Genomic DNA, 18,928 nt, shown 5'->3' with positions numbered 1-18,928 from the left:
AAGGCCATTGATATGCCATGTGCCTGTTATCTGTATTTATGTCCTCAAGCTTTATAACATAAGGTACGATAATAAATAATTCGCCCATTTTCCATTCTTGAATATATTGTAGGAATTCGAATGGAAGGACGGATTGGCATATGAATCGTACTGATCGTGAAGCAATCCTTTTTAATTCTAATGTTGGGGGTGGTTCGTACGACATTTGGCTATATCACGTATTAACAGGTCGGACCATGAAGCTAACCCAGAATCTTGGTGAAGAATATTCAATTCCATATTGGTCCCCAGATCTTCAGCATATCGCCTTTATCGGCAAGAATAATACTGTGATGGTATTGAATCTTAACAGCAGAACATGGGCACAGATTGATCAGATTGAACCTTATACTTTACTGAGCTGGTCACCGGATAGTCATTACTTGACTTATGTAAAGGACCATCGGATTGTAATCTACAATATCTACACGCATATCAGCGGCTCGATCGTTCAATATGGAGTCACCGATGTTCAATGGTTTCCCTCTGGAGAAGCTTTCCTGTATGCAGCACCGGATGAAGCAGGCATCACTCAATTATATAAGATCAACCGGGATGGCATGAACAAACAGCAATTAACGCGTAATACAGAGGGGCCACTCCACAATGTCAGAATATCTCCGAATGGAGAGTTTGCTCTGTATACATCCCCAGGGGCCAGCATTTCCTTAATCACTACCGTGAATTTATCAACAGGAGTAAGCACCCAACTCCAAGGTGGACCTCAGGCCAAGAACTATTTTCCCGAATGGTCTCCAGACTCTACGACAGTCGCATACAGCGCCACAGATATTGTGAACAATCAATACGTTTCATTCATCCAGACTGACAGCCGAGCTGGCGGGCAGCAAAAAACATGGGCGGTCTCCACCTGTTTCTCCACCCCGCTTAGTTGGTCTCCGGACGGGAAACGACTTGCATACTTATCAGGATGCAGCAATCAAGAACGAGCAGACGAAATTTGGGTTATTGATTTAGATCACCCTAATCATCCGACTAAAATTGTTGAAGCCAAGTGGATTACATCTCTAGCCTGGTCACCACAATTCGATGAACATGATTCCTATAAATTATACCTAAACCAGGTATACAAGGTATCCTTCTATTATCCGCAAAACTGGCGCAAAGTAACCGAAGAACGATTCGAAGGATGGGACGGATTTTTTCAAATATCGGCCATATCTTCGGAAGAGGAGCTTCACGCAGTATGCAGAGCGGAAGCCTTCCATGTCCTGCAACCCTATGGAACCAATCCTCGAATCTTCCCTGCATTGGTTCAAGCACAGGAAGCCTGTTTCATATTCCCTTCTGAAGACCAACCCGTAGAAATGAGAAATCAGGCGGCACTTATTGTCAAATACCCTACTCCTGTTGTGATTCAAGGAAGTACGTATTCCTATTTCATCTTGTGGGCCGATCAGGATCACTTAATCTCACTGGTAAAGACTTTGACTTTCATTTAATCGCAAAAGAAAAGCCGCCTTGAAATAGGCGGCTGTTTTCTGTGAGGCATGTGATATGATCTACCTTGTGTACCTTTCAATATCGTTTATCTCCGAATGCGACTCTCTTCGATAATGATCTTCGTACTGACGAACATCATTCTTCAATTTTATTACGAATCCCCATCCCATTAAGGCAAGTAAAAGTACAGTAATCAAGGCATAAGCGAAACTGAATAAATTCATGAAAAAATTAATAAATATTGCGCCCAGCATGAATCCCAAAATCCATAAAACCCATTTTGTGCTCTTTTTCAACCATCTTCCTCCTTGAGTCGATTCCTTATTTTCCCTTCTATGTATCATAGTACATACGAAGGTAATTATAAATAGTTTCAAATCAAGAATTGAAGATTCACAACTAGATATTAGCGATTTATCAAGTTAAACCATCCTTCGAGTCCAGCGACTACTTCCTCCAATTGCTGTTGCTCCTTGATAGCTGGTGCATGATCTCCTTTTTGTTCCCCGTACGAACCGAACTGTCCATGATTACCGCCTTTGATACTTACATATGTCGTGTTTTGCGGAAGATTTATTTTGGATTCTTCCCATCGTTCGAAATTCAGTACTCCATCATCTGTACCTGTGATCTGTAATGCGGACAAGTCTGTATCCTTTAAGCTTCCACTCTCATCGGCGTAGGACGCTAAGTAAAAGACACCTTCTAGCGTGTCGGTATGCTGCGCAGCATACCGTGATGCAAAGACGCCTCCTAGCGAATGTCCACCAATTACAAATGCTTCGTCAGGATGTTCCTCAATAAAAGAATCTGCCTTGTTTCCCCCAAACATGGCCAAATTGAAAGGCATATCCGCAATATAAACTCTATGTCCTTCTTCTGCTAATTTTCTGGCAAACGGAGCATAACTGGCTGGTTCCACTAGACCTCCCGGATAGAAAATGATGTTGGGTTCCACGATCTCTGTACCCTCCGGTTCAAACCGATAGCCATTTTTGATCTTATTGATGCTAACCTGACTATCCGGGTTCATGGCTGCTTCGGCTCTTTCCGACGGACTATACGTGACGGATTGGAGATAAACGAAAAGTCCAATCACAACTATAATTACGGATAGACAAGACCAAATGAGTACCTTTTTCCACTTGTTACTGCGTTTTGCTGTCTTCAACTTCATTCCACCTTTATTCATTACTCGTTTTCATTTCATATAAATTATACTTACCGGTAAGTATAATTACAAGTTGATTTTGCTTATGAACGAGGTTTGTCATAAAATATTCATGGAGGAGAGTGTGCAATGCCAGATAAATCACCCAAACGTTTACCCGGAAGACCCAAGCAAGCGGATACCCAAATTTCCGTGCAGCAAACGATCATTTTAACGGCTTCCAAATTGTTCATGGAATACGGCTACGAAACTGTCACGCTCCAACAAATTGGAAAACGATGCAATGTGTCTAAGCCGACCATATACTATCACTTTGCTAGCAAGCCTGAACTTTTTAAGGTAGCTATGATAACCATGTTCCAGAATGTTCGCCGAGTAACTTCTGACTTTCTTGATCATGCTGAACATCTGGAGGATGGACTTATACGGTTGGCCGAAGCCAGGCTGGCCAACCCGCATGCAGAGGTTGAAACCATGATTAGAGAAGCTGAGCCTTTCCTTGAGAAAAACCAAATTCAGGAAATCAGAGAAGCCGAGGCTCGCATTCATGAGGTATTGGCGACCCATTTCCAATTGGCCATGGACCAGCAAACACTCCGCGAAGACGATCCCATGTTCTTAGCTGAGACTTTTTCGACCCTGATGTTAATGGGGAATCGGGAGAACACCACGCAAAAGTATGAATCTAATCTTGCACTGGGTCAAAGGTTAGTAGGTATCTTTCTGAGAGGTGCAAAATCAACTTAAGTTTTTGTTTCTCCAGTGTATTTTTTATTTTTTTGATTTCCTGAGGGAACTATTGCAGATTAGTTCATGAACTGCATTATTAGATTGTTACCCGCAGTCGAGCTTAGCGCTTGGCTGCGGTTTTACATACTGTGTTGTAGTAAAACAACGAACAATATAATTACCTTACTTTATGCCTGTAGTGAATTTTCAATTCTCTGATTATTTATTGGAGTACGTTCTTTACAGGTATAGCTATTCGTACACGTTCTTATTCCTTCATCAGAACTGGGCTCTGGTCCCTATATATATATATAAAAGCCGCTAAATGGTATTAGCGACTTTTCAAAGTACAATGTTTTAGGACTCGTATATCTACATGTTGAGATCGGACTGAACCTCTTGAGTATGATCGGGTACCTTTCTAACGAGTACGAAGTAAGTGATAATCGCAACAATACTCGTCCCTAACAAAGTAAGGCCCAATGGAACAGCCGTGTCTTCACCGGCAATCCCCACCAACGGAGCGACCAACGCGCCAAGCAAGAAGGGAACAACCCCAAGCAATGCTGCGGCACTTCCGGCACTTTTGGCTTGACTCTCCATGGCTAGTGGAAATGCTGCTGTTGACGTAATCCCGATAGAGCATACAAAGAAGAACAGCGGTATAACCAGAGCAAACAGAGGGCCATGAGCCAGAGTCACCATCAAGGCAGCAATACTTGCCACTAGCGCAAGCCATAGTCCCGATAATAAGAGCGTCTGCTCAGAGATTCGCTGTGCCAACCGGCCTACAAGCTGAGAGCCGATAATCAGGCTGATCCCGTTGGAAGCAAATAATATAGCAAAAACCGTCGGCGTGACTCCATATATATTTTGATAGATAAAAGGTGTGCCTGCTACATATGCAAAAACTCCAGCCGTCATAATTCCCTGTGCCAGCATGTAACCTACGAACTTCCGGTCTCGTAGAAGCTGTCCATAGTTTCGCAACTGAAGTTTGAAGTTAGGAGCAACGCGTCGTTCAGGCGGGTTTGTCTCTTTCAGACGCCATTTGGTCATTGCCCATAAGAAAACTCCCAGAACAGAGAGTGAAATGAACACACCAATCCATGTCGTAAATGAAAGAACGCCACTGCCTGCGATCGGTGCTGCCAAAGGCCCCAAATTTCCTACGAGCAGTAATAAGGAGAAGAACTTGGTAAGCTCATGTCCACTGTACAAGTCGCGAGCTATCGCGCGGGAAATAACGATCCCTGCTGAAGCTGAGAAGCCTTGAGTGAAGCGAAACAAAATCAACAGACCAATATTCGGAGCGTAGGCGCACGCCAATGAACAAATGATATAGGCGGCCATGGCGATCAGTAACGGTGTACGTCTTCCATAAGCATCGCTCAGTGGTCCCATGACCAGTTGTCCCGCACCCAGCCCTAGTAAGCAAGCAGTAAGACTGAACTGAACAAGTGAAGCGTTCGTGTTGAACGTTGCTGCAATCTCAGGGAATGCTGGTAAATACATGTCGATCGTGAATGGGCCCAAGGTTGAAAATAAACCCAATAATAAGGCCAGGCCTGCAACATTCCATTTGTTGCTATTAATCATTGATCCATACCTCTCTCTAAAAATTACTTTAAACCTTTAGACAGTATAGCTCTTAGAGTTAACTTTAGGTCAAGCTATATTTGAACGTTCATGATTCAAGCGTTGTACGAACTGCTATTAGTTAGCCACGCTTCATGTATTAAACCAAGTAAAATAAAACCGTTAATCATTTTAGATTAACGGTTTTTAATCATTTACTATTCGTTTGACATAACCTTTAACCACAAACAACACAAAAAAAGCCGCCCATATAAACGGCAGCTCCGTTGCTTCTATTTCAATATAACGTTGGGACCGGAGAACAATTGTAGGAACGAATCTCACTCAATCCAATTGAATACTGATTCCATCTCCCGCCAAAAAATCTGTAGCCATAGGCTCTGAATTCACCGACCGCTGTCAAGAAAAACCAAAAGTTGTCTCCATTCCTAAGCCACATATACGTGAAACGATTAATGCAATTTTGAAGTCCCAAGGGATTAGCAGGATAGGGAAAAATGGATTGTGGGTATGCCATATTTACAGATTCACTCCTTATAGGTAATTGACCTAACACCACTTTATGCCCAGCGTTACGATTTGGGTTGGGTGTAAGCCCGGGAGATCAGCTGATTTACATCATTGAATTTGCTTTGATTTTGACTTATATGAATCGCGCACTCCTTCTGCTTCCGTATTGAAAAAACAAAAACCCAATTCCTGAGTAAAAAAAGGTTTAGGCATAAGTAAAATAAGTGCACGTTCCCTTCTTCTCCATTCTCCTATCAGCTTCAAAAGTAAAAAAACGAACGCGTTCTCGTCAATAACTTTGATATCGCGTTATCCCTTTCTAGATTACAATATTTTCAAGAATAGATTTGCGAAATATTGCTAATAAGGGGGCAAAGAAATGAACAAGAAAAGCAAATTGGTCATGTTGTCATTATGCATCTCATCCTTATTACTGGCTGCGTGCACGAGTGATGGCAGCGCCGGGAAAAGTCCAACGAACAACGACTCAGAAACCAACGAGGCTGGAACGGTAACCATTCACACGGTAACCTCTGAATACACCTCGGCCAAATACCTCAAGGGTGATGATATCACCAACAATGTGTGGATCAGGAGATACAAAGAGAAACTTAATATTGATGTAAAAACAGACTGGGTTAGTGATGAATACGAGACCAAACTGAATCTGGCTATATCATCGAACGATCTTCCTGACGTCTTTCGGGTGAACCCTTCACAATTACGACAGTTAATTGAAGCAGATATGGTCATGGATCTTACAGATGCATTTGATCAGTACGCCTCCGACCGCCTCAAAGGATATATGAAAGCGGATGCAGACAGCTTCGAATCGGGTAAAAAGGACGGCCAATTGTACGGGATACCTCAAATGCACTGGGGTTTAATTGATCAACCGGACTTCGTCTGGATCAGGAACGACTGGAAGGAAGAACTGGGGCTCGAAGATCCCAAATCCGTGGCAGACATCAAGAATATCGCACTGAAATTTATGGAGAAGCACGGTGGTTATGGCATGGCGGTAGATCAATCGCTGGATTATCTGAATCTGCTCGCCATCGCATGGAACGCCCATCCGGATATTTGGATCGAGGATAACAGCGGAGAGCTCGTATATGGCTCAATTCAACCGGAGATGAAAGCAGCACTGGCTGAATGGGCCGAATGGTATAAGCTTGGCATCATTGATCCGGAATTCGCGATCAAAGACTTTAATGCCATGAATGCCGATATTGTCGCCGGCAAAGTGGGCATGCAGCCTTACTATCAATGGTGGGGCTATAACCCTGGAGTTGATACGGTAGCCAATTTGGGCAAGGACGCTATCTTCTATCCGTATATCATCCCCACAATCGACGGTAAGGAAGCGAAACAATCGATCTCTTTCGCGAACGGCAACTATATTGTCATGAAAAAGGGATTTGAACATGCTGAAGAAGTCATTAAAATCCTGAACGACTATGCTTATATCGTTGATGAAGGCCAAGGCAAGGAATCGAAAGAAACGTTATCCGCCTTACTGGACAACGATATCGCTCACGTGGTTGGAGCTTTCCGTGTACTTAATCCGAACTCCGACTATGAGCAGTTTGAGGCGGTATCCGCTGCGCTTCAGTCCAAGGACACCAGCGGGCTCACCACTTCGGGAATGTGGCAAAAATATAACAACAGTGTTGAATTCATGGAAAATGCAACGCCAGGAGCAGTCGGTGACTATTTACAGCAAGGGGCTCCTAAGAATGCTTATGGTCTTGCAAAAAAAGTGCTCGATAGCGAGAACTATGTCAAGACAGGTTTATGGGGAGTAACCCCAGAAGCGCTGGCGAGCTACGGCACAACTCTGGATGATATTCTGACCGAAGGATTCACCAAGATCATTATGGGTACGGAAAGTATCGATTACTTCGATGTGATTGTTCAGAACTGGAGAGCTGCCGGCGGGGATGAAGCGACTCGCGCAGTCAATGAAGCTTACGGGAAATAAATAGGTTTGGTAGCGGGGATGAGGAATTTTAACTTCTCTCCCCTTTTATTTTGCCGGAGATTCGATCTTATTACCGTGAACGGAGGAAAATGAATGCTGAGAAAATTAAAGCAGCAGAGTCCCTACCATTTAATGTTGATACCTAGCCTAATTTTGGTTTTCATCTTCAGTTACATCCCATTCTACGGACTCGTTATTGCCTTTCAGAAATACAATCCGGGGCTGGGGTTCAATTCTCCATGGGTAGGATGGGACAATTTCACGCACGTGTTTAATCAGCCCAATTTCGTTAGGACGATTTGGAACACACTGTATATGTCTGTCTTCAAGATTATAGGCGGCATTATTGTGCCTGTTATCTTCGCCTTACTGCTAAACGAGGTCGTAAGAAGCGCAGTCAAACGCACGTTCCAAACCCTTGTTTATATCCCCAACTTCCTCTCTTGGGTCATCATGGCTGGAATTATGCTCGATATTCTTAGCGCCGACGGCATCGTTAATTCGTTTTTAGGGGTATTCGGGATAGAGAAAATCTCATTTCTAGGCACACCATCCATTTTTCCGTGGACCATGATTATAAGTGATATCTGGAAGGGCTTTGGCTTTGGTACCGTTGTTTATCTGGCAGCCCTGACAAGTATTGATCCCGGGCTATATGAAGCCGCTGTGATTGATGGAGCCAAACGGTGGAAGCAGACCATATATATTACTCTGCCGCTTCTTATGCCTACTATTGTGCTGATGACCGTATTATCGCTTGGAAATGTACTAAATGCCGGTTTTGATCAAATTTATAACCTGTACTCCCCTGTCGTTTATCAAACAGGCGATATTATTGATACCTATGTGTATCGTTTAGGGATTCAACAGGCGCAATATTCCATCGGTACCGCTGTCGGATTATTCAAATCCATCATTTCCACGATACTGATGGCCCTATCTTATTTCCTGGCGTATAGGGTAGCAGGCTATCGCATCTTCTAAGGAGGACTATCACTATGATCAACGATAATAGTATAGGTAGACGTCTGTTTCATATCATAAACTACACCATATTAATGATCATCTCTCTACTATGCATTCTGCCATTTATCAACCTGCTGGCCGTTTCATTTAGCAGCAGTGCGGCAGTGTCTGCAGGCAGTGTCACCTTCTGGCCCGTAGAATTTACGACAAAAGCGTATGAATTTGCATTATCCGGCGGGGCATTTTATTCTTCCCTTTGGGTAGCCGTCAAACGTACACTGCTCGGAACACTCGTTAATCTTGTCCTGATTGTGCTTACAGCGTATCCGCTCTCAAAAACGAAGCAAAAATTGATGGGACGTAATGTATATATGGGATTTTTCATCGTGACCATGTTATTCAACGGAGGATTAATCCCAACATATCTCGTGGTGGTCAAAATGGGACTGATCGATTCGATCTGGTCACTGATATTACCTGGCGCTCTACCAGTCTTCAGTATGGTCATTCTCATGAACTTTATCAGGGGATTGCCAGAAGAGATTGAAGAATCCGCGATTATCGATGGTGCAGGTCCTTTACAAGTCCTTGTCCGTATTTTACTCCCCCTTCTCAAACCTGCTCTCGCAACGGTCGGGTTGTTTAGTATCGTTGCCCATTGGAATTCCTGGTTCGACGGAATTATCTATATGAACAATCCGGACAATTATCCATTACAGAGCTATCTGCAGACGCTCCTGCAGAGCTTTGAACAAATCATGCTGAAATCAGGCTCCGATTACACTCAGCTGCTCTCCATGATGAATGCCAGAACCGGACGCGCCGCCCAGATGTTTTTGGGTGCCATTCCGATCTTGCTCGTTTATCCGTTTCTCCAGAAGTATTTTACGAAGGGCTTGGTACTTGGTAGTGTTAAAGGGTAACGTAAGAGGCTTGCAGGATCACCTGCAAGCCTTCTTTTTTTACTCAGGTACACTCGCAATAGCAGGCAGCAGGATGGAAAAAATTGTACCTTCTCCCACCTTACTCTCTACCCGTACTCCATAGGGTTTGCCAAAATGCAGTTGAATGCGCCGCTGCACATTATGAAGACCGATTCCATTGGAGCCATTGCCCGGATCAATCCTTCCTTCCATAAAACTTCGAATGGCATGATGTTCCATACCGACACCATTATCGCAAACTTCTATCGATATATTATCGCCCTGCGGCTGAATACGAATCGTAATTACACCGTCTTCTTCGATTTCGGCTAAACCGTGAAAGATGGCATTTTCAATAATGGGCTGTAGAATCATCTTGGGCATAAGATAATCCAGCAGCTCATTTTCAATCTCATATTTCATCTGAATAGACCCGTAATATCTGACGTTCTGTATGGTTGCGTAATTCATGATATTATCCACTTCCTCGCGAATGGTTACCAGAGTTCCATCCGACTTGGTCGCATAGCGAAGCATCGATATGAGTGCATCTGTCATTTCCACGATTTTATCTGCTTGCTGCATGGATGCAATCCATTTTACGGATCCAAGTGTATTGTACAGAAAGTGAGGGTTGATCTGATCATGAAGTGCTCGCATCTCGGCTGCGGCTTTCTCTATTTCTTCTTTTTGCATTCGCTCCACCATACGTTTCAGTTCATGCGACATCTTATTGAAGCGAACCGACAAATGTCCGATCTCGTCTCGAGATCGAACCTCTTCAACCTGTTCAAACTGTCCTTTTTCAACCAGCGCGATATTACGCAAAAGTTTCTTAATAGGACGTGTGATCACATGCGAGAGAAAGATCGAAATAATGGCAGCAAACAGTGACATGACGATAGCCAGCATGATGAGATTACGACCTAGTATTTTGCCATCCGCAGTCAGCTCATCCAAAGGCATATATAAATAAGTGGTCCACTTTTGCTGACTAAGTGGGCTGGTTACGACAATATTCAATGATTCTACTGGACGAACGTTGTCACGGAACAAGGTCCCTATCAGCTGGTCATTTACGTTGTATACAATTTTGTCATCCTCATCGACGATCATAAATCTGGAGCGAAGCCCTTCCTGCAAGTTGCGATTAACGATCTCTATAAATCTAATATCGATGCTGACCACGATAACTCCGAGCAGTTTTCCATTGGTCACATCATGAATCTTGCGTGCGTGTGAGACGGCCAGAATTTTATTTTCCAATTGCTTATCAATCCTGGTGGTCAACGTAATCGTTCGATCATTGGAATGCATAAACTTTTTAAACCATAATTCGTTCGCCATCTTGAAGTTGGGGTCTATGGGCTGGTGTGGACTAACGAACAGATCCTGTCCTCCGTTCAAGTTATAGAGGTAAATGGAAAATACGCGATCCTTCATCATGATGTAATTCATTAGAAGATTATAGGCCGCAATCTCATTCTGCTCCGTACCATCCCGCAGGAAATCCTGTATCGGAAAGCTTCCATCATGTGTCGCAGACAAACTGTCGTTAAGACCATTGCTGGCCAGCAGCGAGATTTTCTCGATTTCTTTGAGAAACTCGTCAATGCGAATATTGGTCTGCTTGGCCAGATCGCTCAGCAGCTTGGTATAATTCTGTGCCAACAAGCGTTCAGAAGAGTAATATGAATTGATGGTCATCACGAATACCGGAAGGATGATCACTGTCATACAAATCACCAAAATTTTGTACTTGATACGGAAGAGCCCTGCACGCTTCATATACTGCACCTCTATTCACGGGATAACCTGGACTCCAGCTCTAGCTCACGGTATTCCTCTGGAGTTACACCTACTACCTTTTTGAAAATCTTACTGAAATACGTGTAATTGTGGTATCCCACCGTATCTGCGATCTCATATACTTTTAATTCGCGGCTTAATAGATAAGTCTTGGCATGTTCGATTCGAACCCGTGTCAAGTAGGAGATAAAGTTTTCTCCTTTCTCCTGCTTAAACAATCTGCTGAGATACGACGGGTTCACATTGATCTGGCCAGCTACGCTTTGCAAAGAAATGTCCTCGGCATAATACTTGTCAATGATCTGAATGGCCAGATCTGCATACGTAAGCTCCTGCATGATTTGGGAATCGGCTTTGAAGCAATATGCGATATGAGTCAGCATTTCCTGATGAATGTCCTCCCAATATTCTCCCCTCAGAACCCTTTCATAGGGCGACTCTTCTTTTAAATAAGGCTTGCTGCCTCGAGTATCGCGTGTCATATGGGAGTGGAGCATTTCCATTACCGTGATATATTGCTTACGAATACTGTTCTCATCCCCCCGCTTTGCTTCCAGATCCGATCGCACCATTTCAAGAAACTTCTCCGCCTCTTTGACGTCCTTGCTTACCCACAACTTATGAATGTCTTTTTGTTGCTGCGGACTCAGTATCCCATTAATTTCGTATCGTGCCGGAGCTTGAGCCAAATTCTCGTAAAACAATACCTGGTTGCTGCCTGTGAAAAAACTCTCCCTTAGTGCGGATTCCGCCTCTTGACATGCCTTCCTAAGAAAGCGAAATCCGGAAACCGTTGTACTTACACCAGCGGTTAGCGATAGATTCATAAAATCCTTGATTGAGGATAGAAGCTTATTGCACATTTTATTAATGTCGACCTGGTTGGACCCACTGCCAGAAGGGAGATTGACGATAACCCAATATTCGGATGAACTTTCAACTAAAATCTCCTTGTTCCACTTGGATGGAATGATCTCTTCCATAATATTCACGATCGAAAAGCGGAGCAGCTTCTCTCCTTTCTCAATATATTTCCTCTTCACTTGCTCGTAATAGTTCACGACAAACTTGATCACCACAAGCCTGTCAGACCGTATGCGAAAATGCAGCTCTTCGGCTTTGGTAATCATATCTTTCTCACTTATGAATCCGCTTACAATATCCTGGAAGAAACTATCCTTGAGATGTCTTAAACTCTTCGAATAATCATGCTGCACAAATGGTACATTTGTCAGACTGTTCTGTTCGCTTTGCAGTTTTTGCCTGATTTTCGTAAGGAGTTCGATCAGGGATGTTTCTGTAATTTCACTTTTGATCAAATAATCTACAGCACCCAGCTTTAATGCTTCCTTCACATAATGGAGTTCATCAAAATTACTCAGAATGACATACTTGCAATTTTTCAGTACGAAAGACGCTTCTTTTATAAGCTTCAGACCATCCATAATGGGCATCTTGATATCCGTAATGATCAGATCTGGAGAAGCTTCGAGTGCGAGCTCCAGACCTTCCTTACCGTTTCCTGCTTCACCAACAACACAAAAGTCAAACTCCTCCCAGTTCAGCATGGAACGAATTCCAACGCGCATTAACAATTCGTCGTCCACAATCATCAGTTTATACATGAGAACCCCCAGTTTACGTTATTTCGTGATGAACCCTATTCTATTGATTTTGCAGAAAAATGCGAAAGCCCTGGAGCTTTTTAGCTATTTTACCATTGCAAAGTGAACGAGCCTATCTCCTTCAGAACTAAAAATGGTAGTCCATATGTAAAGCCAGGAGCTTATCTACTCTCCAATCCAAATTGGCCCAATAAACTTTATGCAAATTGGCTCTGTTGAATCATCCAATTTGGCTCATAATTTGATGTAATTCGATATTTACAACTTTGAGGAGTGAAATGAATGTTTCATGGATTAGCTGCTTTTCCCCTGACCCCTATGAATGAACATCAAATTAACGAGAAAGAATTGGTGAATCTAATTGAGCGGTTGGTTACTGCCGGAGTCTCCTCTATCGGAGCTCTAGGATCCACAGGAAACTATGCTTACTTGAACCGCTCGGAACGTTTTCGGGTCTTGCAGCTTGCTGTTGGTGCTGCGGATAACATTCCTGTGATGACAAGCATTAGTGCAATACGCACCGCAGATGTGCTTCAGTTAGCAGAAGATGCACAACGAGCAGGCGCTCAGGCAGTCCTGCTTGCTCCTGTTTCGTATCAGACATTGACGGAGGAAGAGGTCTACTCCTTGTATGAACACGTTACGGCCTCACTCTCTGTTCCACTATGTGTGTATGACAATCCAGTTACTACCCATTTTCATTTTACGGATGAACTACATGCACGAATTGCGGGACTCCCCCGTGTACAATCCATTAAAATTCCGGGCGTTCCCAGTGATTCGGAAAAAGCAAAGGAAAGGGTGAACAAACTTCGTGAACTTATTCCATCCCATGTTACGATCGGAGTAAGCGGAGATCCATTTGCAGTTACAGGCCTAAAGGCAGGTTGTGAAGTATGGTACTCCGTTTTGGGTGGCTTATTTCCCAAGCTATGCTTGAGAATGACTCAGTTTGCTCTGGAAGGCCGAGCTGTGGAGGCAGATGATTACTCGGTTCTGCTCGAACCGATCTGGAAGCTATTCCGGCAATATGGAAGTCTTCGTGTCGCTGCTGCAGCTGCAGAAATTATTGGTTTGACTTCAGGCCCTGGCCTCCCTCTTCCCTTACAGCCACTTCACCCCACAGCAAGAGATCTGTTGAAGCCCGTACTTGCGGAGATTGAATCCTTGGAAAATTCTTTTTAAAGGCTCCCCGGTAAACAAAGACAATGGAGCACCTGCCGACTGACAAGCTGCTCCATTGCGGCTTTCTTTTCTTATCAAAAGAAATGATATTCAATACGATTGATCCCCAACCGCAAAACCTGTAAGATTTTGAACTTTAAAATTGATTGGAATAGCATCATCTACAGTCCCAGTTCCTGTAGTACGGCCATCTATGGACGAACCGTTAATTTGGTTATAAACAGCTAAGTAATAAACTATATTACCTGAAAGAGGAGTCTTGACCATCAAAAGCAAGTGCCCCAATGGCCTGATTATTTCCGCTCCCAGCATTAAAAGGGATTAATGTCTCGATGTCTCCTATTTTGAGAGTTTCAATAAACGGCGAATCGGCACCAGCAATTCCAGTCGCGCCCGTTGTTCCGGTAACTCCTTGCGCACCGGCTGGACCGACACTCCCGGTTGCTTCTTTATCTCCTTTTATTCCTCTATATCTCTGTGATCCTCTCCAACTTCTACATCCTCTTTTGCACTTCTGCTCTTCTTCTTATTATATTTTTTAGAACATGCATCCCTACTACAGTAAGCGATAGCTTGCCTTTTTCGGTTGCTGTCGCAAGGAGTTTTCTTTTATGCGAGTAATCTGATTGAGGTCCAATGAAAAGGTCAACTTCAACACACCTCCTTATGCCTAAGAAATGCGGTGGTTGAAAACTGGGACTAGGTAAACTCACCAATATATAGGCTATCGTCATCTAGACAAGTGCTCATAGTAACCAAATCCCTTAAGCAGGCTAAGCCAAATACAGAAAATCTCAAAAGACAAAACTATGTATAAAAGTTATCATCTTAAGTCTATGCTCTAATAATTTCAGTAAAGGAGTTATCTCCCTGCTTTCGGGCAAACGATTATTTTGTTAGTCTACGATTAACTTGATATATTTATATGAAGAGCCACGTGGCAACTATAATAATAAGCGGAGTACAAGTTTGTGAGGTGAAGCACGTGTATACCATAAGTGAAATGCAATCTATATTGAATATCAATGCTTCGACTCTCAGATATTACGAAAAAGAGGGGATTCTCCCCGAAATTGAACGTAATGATGCTGGAAGACGAGTTTACAGGGAAGAGCATCTACTGCTTATGAAATTTCTCCTCTGCTTAAAGGAAACGGGAATGAGCATTGAAGACCTGAAGGCCTATATGAACTTAGGCTATCATGTGGAAACTATGCTTGAAGACCGAAGAGATATTTTAATCAAACACAAAAAAAGTGTAGAGCACCAGATCGACCAAATCCAATCCAATCTAGAACGCATCAATCAGAAAATTGGATTCTATGATGATTTGATTTCGAAGAAGAACCTTCCCGAGTGAGGATGCTTGACTTAAAGTTAACTTTAAGATGTATGTTATGTACACATCACGTAAAGGAGAATTACACATGCACTCAAACAAAACTTATCGTCGCACTCCTCAGGAGCCCATTACATCAGGTTATGGAAAACATTCCACAGCAAAAGAAACGCTCCAAGAAATCAATCTAAGCAATAAAGTTTGTATTGTAACCGGTGGATATTCTGGCATTGGACTGGAGACCACACGTGCTTTGGCAGAAGCCGGTGCTACAGTCATTATACCTGCACGGACTATAGAGAAGGCTCGTACGGCTCTAGCCGATATCCCTCATGTTGAGATAGAAGAGCTTGATCTCATGGACCCCGCTTCCATTGATGCCTTCGCCAAGCGCTTCCTGGATTCGCAACGCCCACTTGATATTCTTATTAACAATGCTGGTATCATGGTTCCTCCTCTGACCCGGGATTTCCGTGGGTACGAATCCCAATTCGCTACAAATCATCTAGGACATTTCCAGCTCACTGCGCGTTTGTGGCCTGCCCTTAAACAAGCACGAAGCGCTAGAGTCGTTACGGTATCCTCTTCAGGCATTGTGTTCGGAGGAGTTAACTTTGAAGACCCGAATTTCGAACAAGAGCCATATGAGAAATGGAGAGCTTACGGACAGTCCAAATCTGCAAACTCCCTTTTTGCCGTTTCATTAGATGAATTCGGGTATAAATATGGTATTCGGGCATTCGCTGTCCATCCAGGTGCAATCTATACCGATTTGTCACGCTTCCTGTCCGAGGAAGAATTGAATAATTTGGACTTTGGAATGGACCTCAAGACAGAAGAGCAAGGAGCAGCAACGAGTGTATGGTGTGCCACAAGTCCGACGCTGGAAGGTCAAGGTGGTGTTTACTGTTTAGATGTGAACATTGCCAGAGCCGTACCTACTGTGCAGGATATGCCTGGTGTACTGCCTTGGGCCATTGACTCTGACTCAGCACAACGATTGTGGCTGCTTAGTGAAAAATTAACCGGTGTGAAGTTTGACCTCTAACCTAACCGGAAGTTTACGAAACGGTACCTTTAATGATCACCATTTCTACATTTGATTCCTCCACGCTAAGTCTTAACTCTAGAGAGCAAGGCGAATAGGCAGCCATTTACCCCTTCTCGTTATGGAAAGGTGTAATCAACAAGAAGCGAGCCGTGCACTGATAGCACGAGCTCGCTTCTTGTTGTCCTATGACTACTTTTATTATGACCGCTTGGTAACTTCCATCCCTCCCCTCTTACCGGTCCTACAGGACTTCACTCCATTATTTTAATTCTCTCGTAAACTCCTTGATTTTTTCAGCGATTTCTTGGGGATGGGAACGATACAAGTAATGTCCTGCATCCATTAGGAGCATTTCTGCATGTGTAGAATCCTTTATTTGCTTCTCATGTTCGGGAACCCATTGATCTGTTGCGGCGTTATTCGCTTGAACAAAGAGGAGAACAGGTAAGCTTTGAGGGAACGATAGCTTCTCGGCTTCAGTAAAGTTGGTATACATGTGCTCTGCCTCGTTCAACTGCGTGTTGTTATACATGTTTTTACGTATGAAGATGTCTATTTGCTCTTTGGTTTGTTGATCATATAGCAGTCCTTCATAAGGGTCCGTGCTTAGTTTTAACTGTATGCGGTGGAAGCCCAGGTTACGAAACCATTTAATCGGAGTGGTCACCGATGAATCAATGGTCTGTTCTTCTTTCAGCGTTGGAACACTGCTATCCAGCCCGATAAATGCTCTCACCTCGTCCGGATATTGGTTCACATAATCCAGACTATAGATCCCTGATATGGAATGCCCCATGAGAATGTACCGGTCAATATGGAGGCTTTGTAATGCTTCATGAATTTCACTTACGATATTTGCAGTGCTGCGCTCCTTCTCAGTCTGATCGCTCAATCCGTAACCAAAAGGCTCAACGACGACGACTTTGTAAAATGGGGATAGTTCTGTAATTAGTGGTTTAAAATCAAGGGCAGGTGCCGCAGTTCCATAACCGGGTAACAACACGACCGTCTCTTCGCCTTTTCCTTGAATCGAAACATTCATCTGCTTCCCATCCACAGATACAAGCTGACCGTAAGGTTCCGTTCTTTTTTGTTCTGAATAACGGCTAACCTTGTTAAACGTATACACGCTGGCTACAAAAAGCAGGATGGCTATAATGATTGCAGCGATGATTTTAAGTAAAATATGTAACACTTTCTTGAATAATGAACGTTTTCTTACTTTCCTTGCTGCTTGTTGTGTCAATCTCTTTCAGCTCCTCTTGTCATCTGTACAATGGCCTTCCGGTCTACTGATGCAAGTCTAATCAACCAAGTTGTCCTCTGAATGAATACAATATGAACGGAGTATGAACAACGTAGAATAGCAAAGGATTTACGTTCCTAAACTCCTTTCAGGAGTAAGAAATCAGCCCATGAAATTAAAAAAAGTCGCTAAATAGCGACTTTAGTCAGGAAATGTTCAATTGTTATCCCTTTGTACTCAAGTAACTCTGAAAAAAAGGACATGACTTTGAAGCTCCTAAACTCCTAAGCTCTTATAAGTCCAGTGTCTTGTTTTTAGCTGCATTCCAAGCAACGAAAAATTCATGAACATTTCTGTATCGTTGATCACGCTCCTGACTAACCGCTCGTAGAGCGACTTCGTATAGTGATCTGTTTGCTTTCCATTTTGCAAATGAATGATCCATCTCACCACCCAGTAACCCGAATGCAATGGCTCCCATGGTGAACACATTCGTTCTTGCATCAATAGGCGCACCCCGTGTGAACTCTTCCGGTGCCTTTGAGCGTGCTGCTCCCCAAAAGTTCTCTCCCATGTCATTGACTGAAGGAGACGTTCTGTAGAAGTCAATATCACAGATCTTCGTTTCATCCGTTGTAAAATCATACAAAATACTACCGTCATAAAAGTCAACAGCAACGTATCCTTTGGACTCCACGTGTTGATGAAACTCAAATATCGAATCAAGGGACTGCAGCCTTTGCTCAATTGATAGTTGTTTATATTTATAAAAAGGCGACTCAGGGTGACAATGTTTCGCTTCACCTGCAAATAACCAGTGTGAATGCAGGCATTCACCATTAAACCATTCAAAAATGGCAGCATAGCCATTTCTCGTTTCAAAATGATCTATAAGTTGAATGAGATTGGCGTGAGCCAAGATTTTATACAGCGGCATGGCACTCTTTAATCTGGAAATTGCATCTCCGGGATTACCCGTGAAAGCCATGGGTCTGCAACCCGCATATTTAACAAATCGCTTCTTGCCGTTATTCTCAATCCCAAAACTGATGTTACCCGAATCCTGCTGGTCAAACACGCTAAAAACGGTGCCAAGCGATTGCAGCCATGTGAAATCATGGTCTTCTTGAAGTTCGAATGATACACGATCCATCTTGAATGGAGTCGGTTTTTGATCCATATTATCGTCCCCTCACATTTGGGGATTCACGCCGTTTATAGGGCTACTTAAACGTGTTCCCCCCATTTTGATCTGCCCTGTTATCATATAAATGTCTTTTCATAAGAC

At 43.3% G+C, this 18,928-nt stretch carries 15 protein-coding genes; 8 read left to right on the top strand and 7 right to left on the bottom strand.

Translation table 11 applies throughout. The annotated features are described in order from the left end of the window. The first annotated feature begins 140 nt into the window (after window positions 1–140). Window positions 141–1,502, top strand: a complete 1,362-nt coding sequence (locus AC3WQ3_RS19025; RefSeq protein WP_336781785.1) for a TolB family protein — start codon at window positions 141–143, stop codon at window positions 1,500–1,502. Window positions 1,503–1,909: 407 nt separating this feature from the next. Here the strand turns inward: AC3WQ3_RS19025 and AC3WQ3_RS19020 are convergent, their stop codons facing one another. After that, on the bottom strand, window positions 1,910–2,680 hold the full coding sequence (locus AC3WQ3_RS19020; RefSeq protein WP_492473163.1) for an alpha/beta hydrolase: 771 nt from the start codon (window positions 2,678–2,680) through the stop codon (window positions 1,910–1,912). 123 nt (window positions 2,681–2,803) lie between these two features. Here AC3WQ3_RS19020 and AC3WQ3_RS19015 point away from each other — a divergent pair, with 123 nt between their 5' ends. Continuing rightward, the gene (locus tag AC3WQ3_RS19015) at window positions 2,804–3,421 is read left to right on the top strand and encodes a TetR/AcrR family transcriptional regulator (RefSeq protein ID WP_492473161.1); all 618 of its coding nucleotides are present in this window, start codon (window positions 2,804–2,806) and stop codon (window positions 3,419–3,421) included. Between the two features lie 354 nt (window positions 3,422–3,775). Here AC3WQ3_RS19015 and AC3WQ3_RS19010 read toward each other — a convergent pair whose 3' ends face one another. Further along, the gene (locus AC3WQ3_RS19010) at window positions 3,776–5,002 is read right to left on the bottom strand and encodes a multidrug effflux MFS transporter (protein ID WP_492473160.1); all 1,227 of its coding nucleotides are present in this window, start codon (window positions 5,000–5,002) and stop codon (window positions 3,776–3,778) included. 889 nt (window positions 5,003–5,891) lie between these two features. Between AC3WQ3_RS19010 and AC3WQ3_RS19005 the strand changes: the two genes are divergently transcribed. From AC3WQ3_RS19005 to AC3WQ3_RS18995, 3 genes are all read left to right on the top strand, one after another. Beyond that, window positions 5,892–7,496, top strand: coding sequence for a type 2 periplasmic-binding domain-containing protein (locus tag AC3WQ3_RS19005; protein ID WP_492473159.1), 1,605 nt, complete (start codon window positions 5,892–5,894; stop codon window positions 7,494–7,496). A 93-nt stretch (window positions 7,497–7,589) separates the two neighbouring features. Continuing rightward, on the top strand, window positions 7,590–8,480 hold the full coding sequence (locus AC3WQ3_RS19000) for an ABC transporter permease subunit (protein ID WP_154894007.1): 891 nt from the start codon (window positions 7,590–7,592) through the stop codon (window positions 8,478–8,480). A 14-nt stretch (window positions 8,481–8,494) separates the two neighbouring features. Further along, window positions 8,495–9,385, top strand: a complete 891-nt coding sequence (locus AC3WQ3_RS18995) for a carbohydrate ABC transporter permease (RefSeq protein WP_336781790.1) — start codon at window positions 8,495–8,497, stop codon at window positions 9,383–9,385. A 39-nt stretch (window positions 9,386–9,424) separates the two neighbouring features. Here the strand turns inward: AC3WQ3_RS18995 and AC3WQ3_RS18990 are convergent, their stop codons facing one another. Together AC3WQ3_RS18990 and AC3WQ3_RS18985 are read right to left on the bottom strand one after the other, a co-directional pair. Next, entirely contained in the window at window positions 9,425–11,122 is a 1,698-nt protein-coding gene (locus tag AC3WQ3_RS18990; protein ID WP_492473157.1) for a cache domain-containing sensor histidine kinase, read from the bottom strand. A gap of 62 nt (window positions 11,123–11,184) precedes the next feature. Next, entirely contained in the window at window positions 11,185–12,819 is a 1,635-nt protein-coding gene (locus AC3WQ3_RS18985) for a helix-turn-helix domain-containing protein (protein ID WP_492473156.1), read from the bottom strand. 282 nt (window positions 12,820–13,101) lie between these two features. On the opposite strand from AC3WQ3_RS18985, the gene AC3WQ3_RS18980 reads away from it, so the two are divergent. Beyond that, window positions 13,102–14,004 carry a dihydrodipicolinate synthase family protein gene (locus AC3WQ3_RS18980; protein ID WP_492473155.1) on the top strand — a complete coding sequence of 301 codons (903 nt, stop codon included), beginning with the start codon at window positions 13,102–13,104 and terminating at the stop codon, window positions 14,002–14,004. Between the two features lie 90 nt (window positions 14,005–14,094). Here the strand turns inward: AC3WQ3_RS18980 and AC3WQ3_RS18975 are convergent, their stop codons facing one another. After that, window positions 14,095–14,316, bottom strand: coding sequence for a hypothetical protein (locus tag AC3WQ3_RS18975; protein ID WP_492473153.1), 222 nt, complete (start codon window positions 14,314–14,316; stop codon window positions 14,095–14,097). Window positions 14,317–14,929: 613 nt separating this feature from the next. Between AC3WQ3_RS18975 and AC3WQ3_RS18970 the strand changes: the two genes are divergently transcribed. Beyond that, the gene (locus tag AC3WQ3_RS18970; protein WP_492473151.1) at window positions 14,930–15,364 is read left to right on the top strand and encodes a MerR family transcriptional regulator; all 435 of its coding nucleotides are present in this window, start codon (window positions 14,930–14,932) and stop codon (window positions 15,362–15,364) included. Between the two features lie 67 nt (window positions 15,365–15,431). Continuing rightward, window positions 15,432–16,391: an SDR family NAD(P)-dependent oxidoreductase gene (locus AC3WQ3_RS18965; protein WP_336781795.1), complete on the top strand. Its 960-nt coding sequence runs from the start codon at window positions 15,432–15,434 to the stop codon at window positions 16,389–16,391. Window positions 16,392–16,653: 262 nt separating this feature from the next. Here AC3WQ3_RS18965 and AC3WQ3_RS18960 read toward each other — a convergent pair whose 3' ends face one another. Both AC3WQ3_RS18960 and AC3WQ3_RS18955 read right to left on the bottom strand, forming a co-directional pair. After that, window positions 16,654–17,640, bottom strand: coding sequence for an alpha/beta fold hydrolase (locus AC3WQ3_RS18960; RefSeq protein ID WP_492473149.1), 987 nt, complete (start codon window positions 17,638–17,640; stop codon window positions 16,654–16,656). Between the two features lie 292 nt (window positions 17,641–17,932). After that, entirely contained in the window at window positions 17,933–18,820 is an 888-nt protein-coding gene (locus AC3WQ3_RS18955) for a serine/threonine-protein kinase (protein ID WP_492473148.1), read from the bottom strand. Window positions 18,821–18,928 lie beyond the last annotated feature (108 nt).

It is taken from the genome of Paenibacillus sp. FW104-T2 (genome assembly GCF_058789975.1).
The sequence above is the reverse complement of the archived record's forward strand: the minus strand, read 5'-3'. Positions and strand labels throughout refer to the sequence as shown.

Coding starts and splice junctions, on each gene's coding strand:
- AC3WQ3_RS19025 (WP_336781785.1), top strand. CDS start 141: ATGAATCGTACTGATCGTGAAGCAATCCTTTTTAATTCTAATGTTGGG.
- AC3WQ3_RS19020 (WP_492473163.1), bottom strand. CDS start 2,680: ATGAAGTTGAAGACAGCAAAACGCAGTAACAAGTGGAAAAAGGTACTC.
- AC3WQ3_RS19015 (WP_492473161.1), top strand. CDS start 2,804: ATGCCAGATAAATCACCCAAACGTTTACCCGGAAGACCCAAGCAAGCG.
- AC3WQ3_RS19010 (WP_492473160.1), bottom strand. CDS start 5,002: ATGATTAATAGCAACAAATGGAATGTTGCAGGCCTGGCCTTATTATTG.
- AC3WQ3_RS19005 (WP_492473159.1), top strand. CDS start 5,892: ATGAACAAGAAAAGCAAATTGGTCATGTTGTCATTATGCATCTCATCC.
- AC3WQ3_RS19000 (WP_154894007.1), top strand. CDS start 7,590: ATGCTGAGAAAATTAAAGCAGCAGAGTCCCTACCATTTAATGTTGATA.
- AC3WQ3_RS18995 (WP_336781790.1), top strand. CDS start 8,495: ATGATCAACGATAATAGTATAGGTAGACGTCTGTTTCATATCATAAAC.
- AC3WQ3_RS18990 (WP_492473157.1), bottom strand. CDS start 11,122: ATGACAGTGATCATCCTTCCGGTATTCGTGATGACCATCAATTCATAT.
- AC3WQ3_RS18985 (WP_492473156.1), bottom strand. CDS start 12,819: ATGTATAAACTGATGATTGTGGACGACGAATTGTTAATGCGCGTTGGA.
- AC3WQ3_RS18980 (WP_492473155.1), top strand. CDS start 13,102: ATGTTTCATGGATTAGCTGCTTTTCCCCTGACCCCTATGAATGAACAT.
- AC3WQ3_RS18975 (WP_492473153.1), bottom strand. CDS start 14,316: ATGCTGGGAGCGGAAATAATCAGGCCATTGGGGCACTTGCTTTTGATG.
- AC3WQ3_RS18970 (WP_492473151.1), top strand. CDS start 14,930: ATGAAGAGCCACGTGGCAACTATAATAATAAGCGGAGTACAAGTTTGT.
- AC3WQ3_RS18965 (WP_336781795.1), top strand. CDS start 15,432: ATGCACTCAAACAAAACTTATCGTCGCACTCCTCAGGAGCCCATTACA.
- AC3WQ3_RS18955 (WP_492473148.1), bottom strand. CDS start 18,820: ATGGATCAAAAACCGACTCCATTCAAGATGGATCGTGTATCATTCGAA.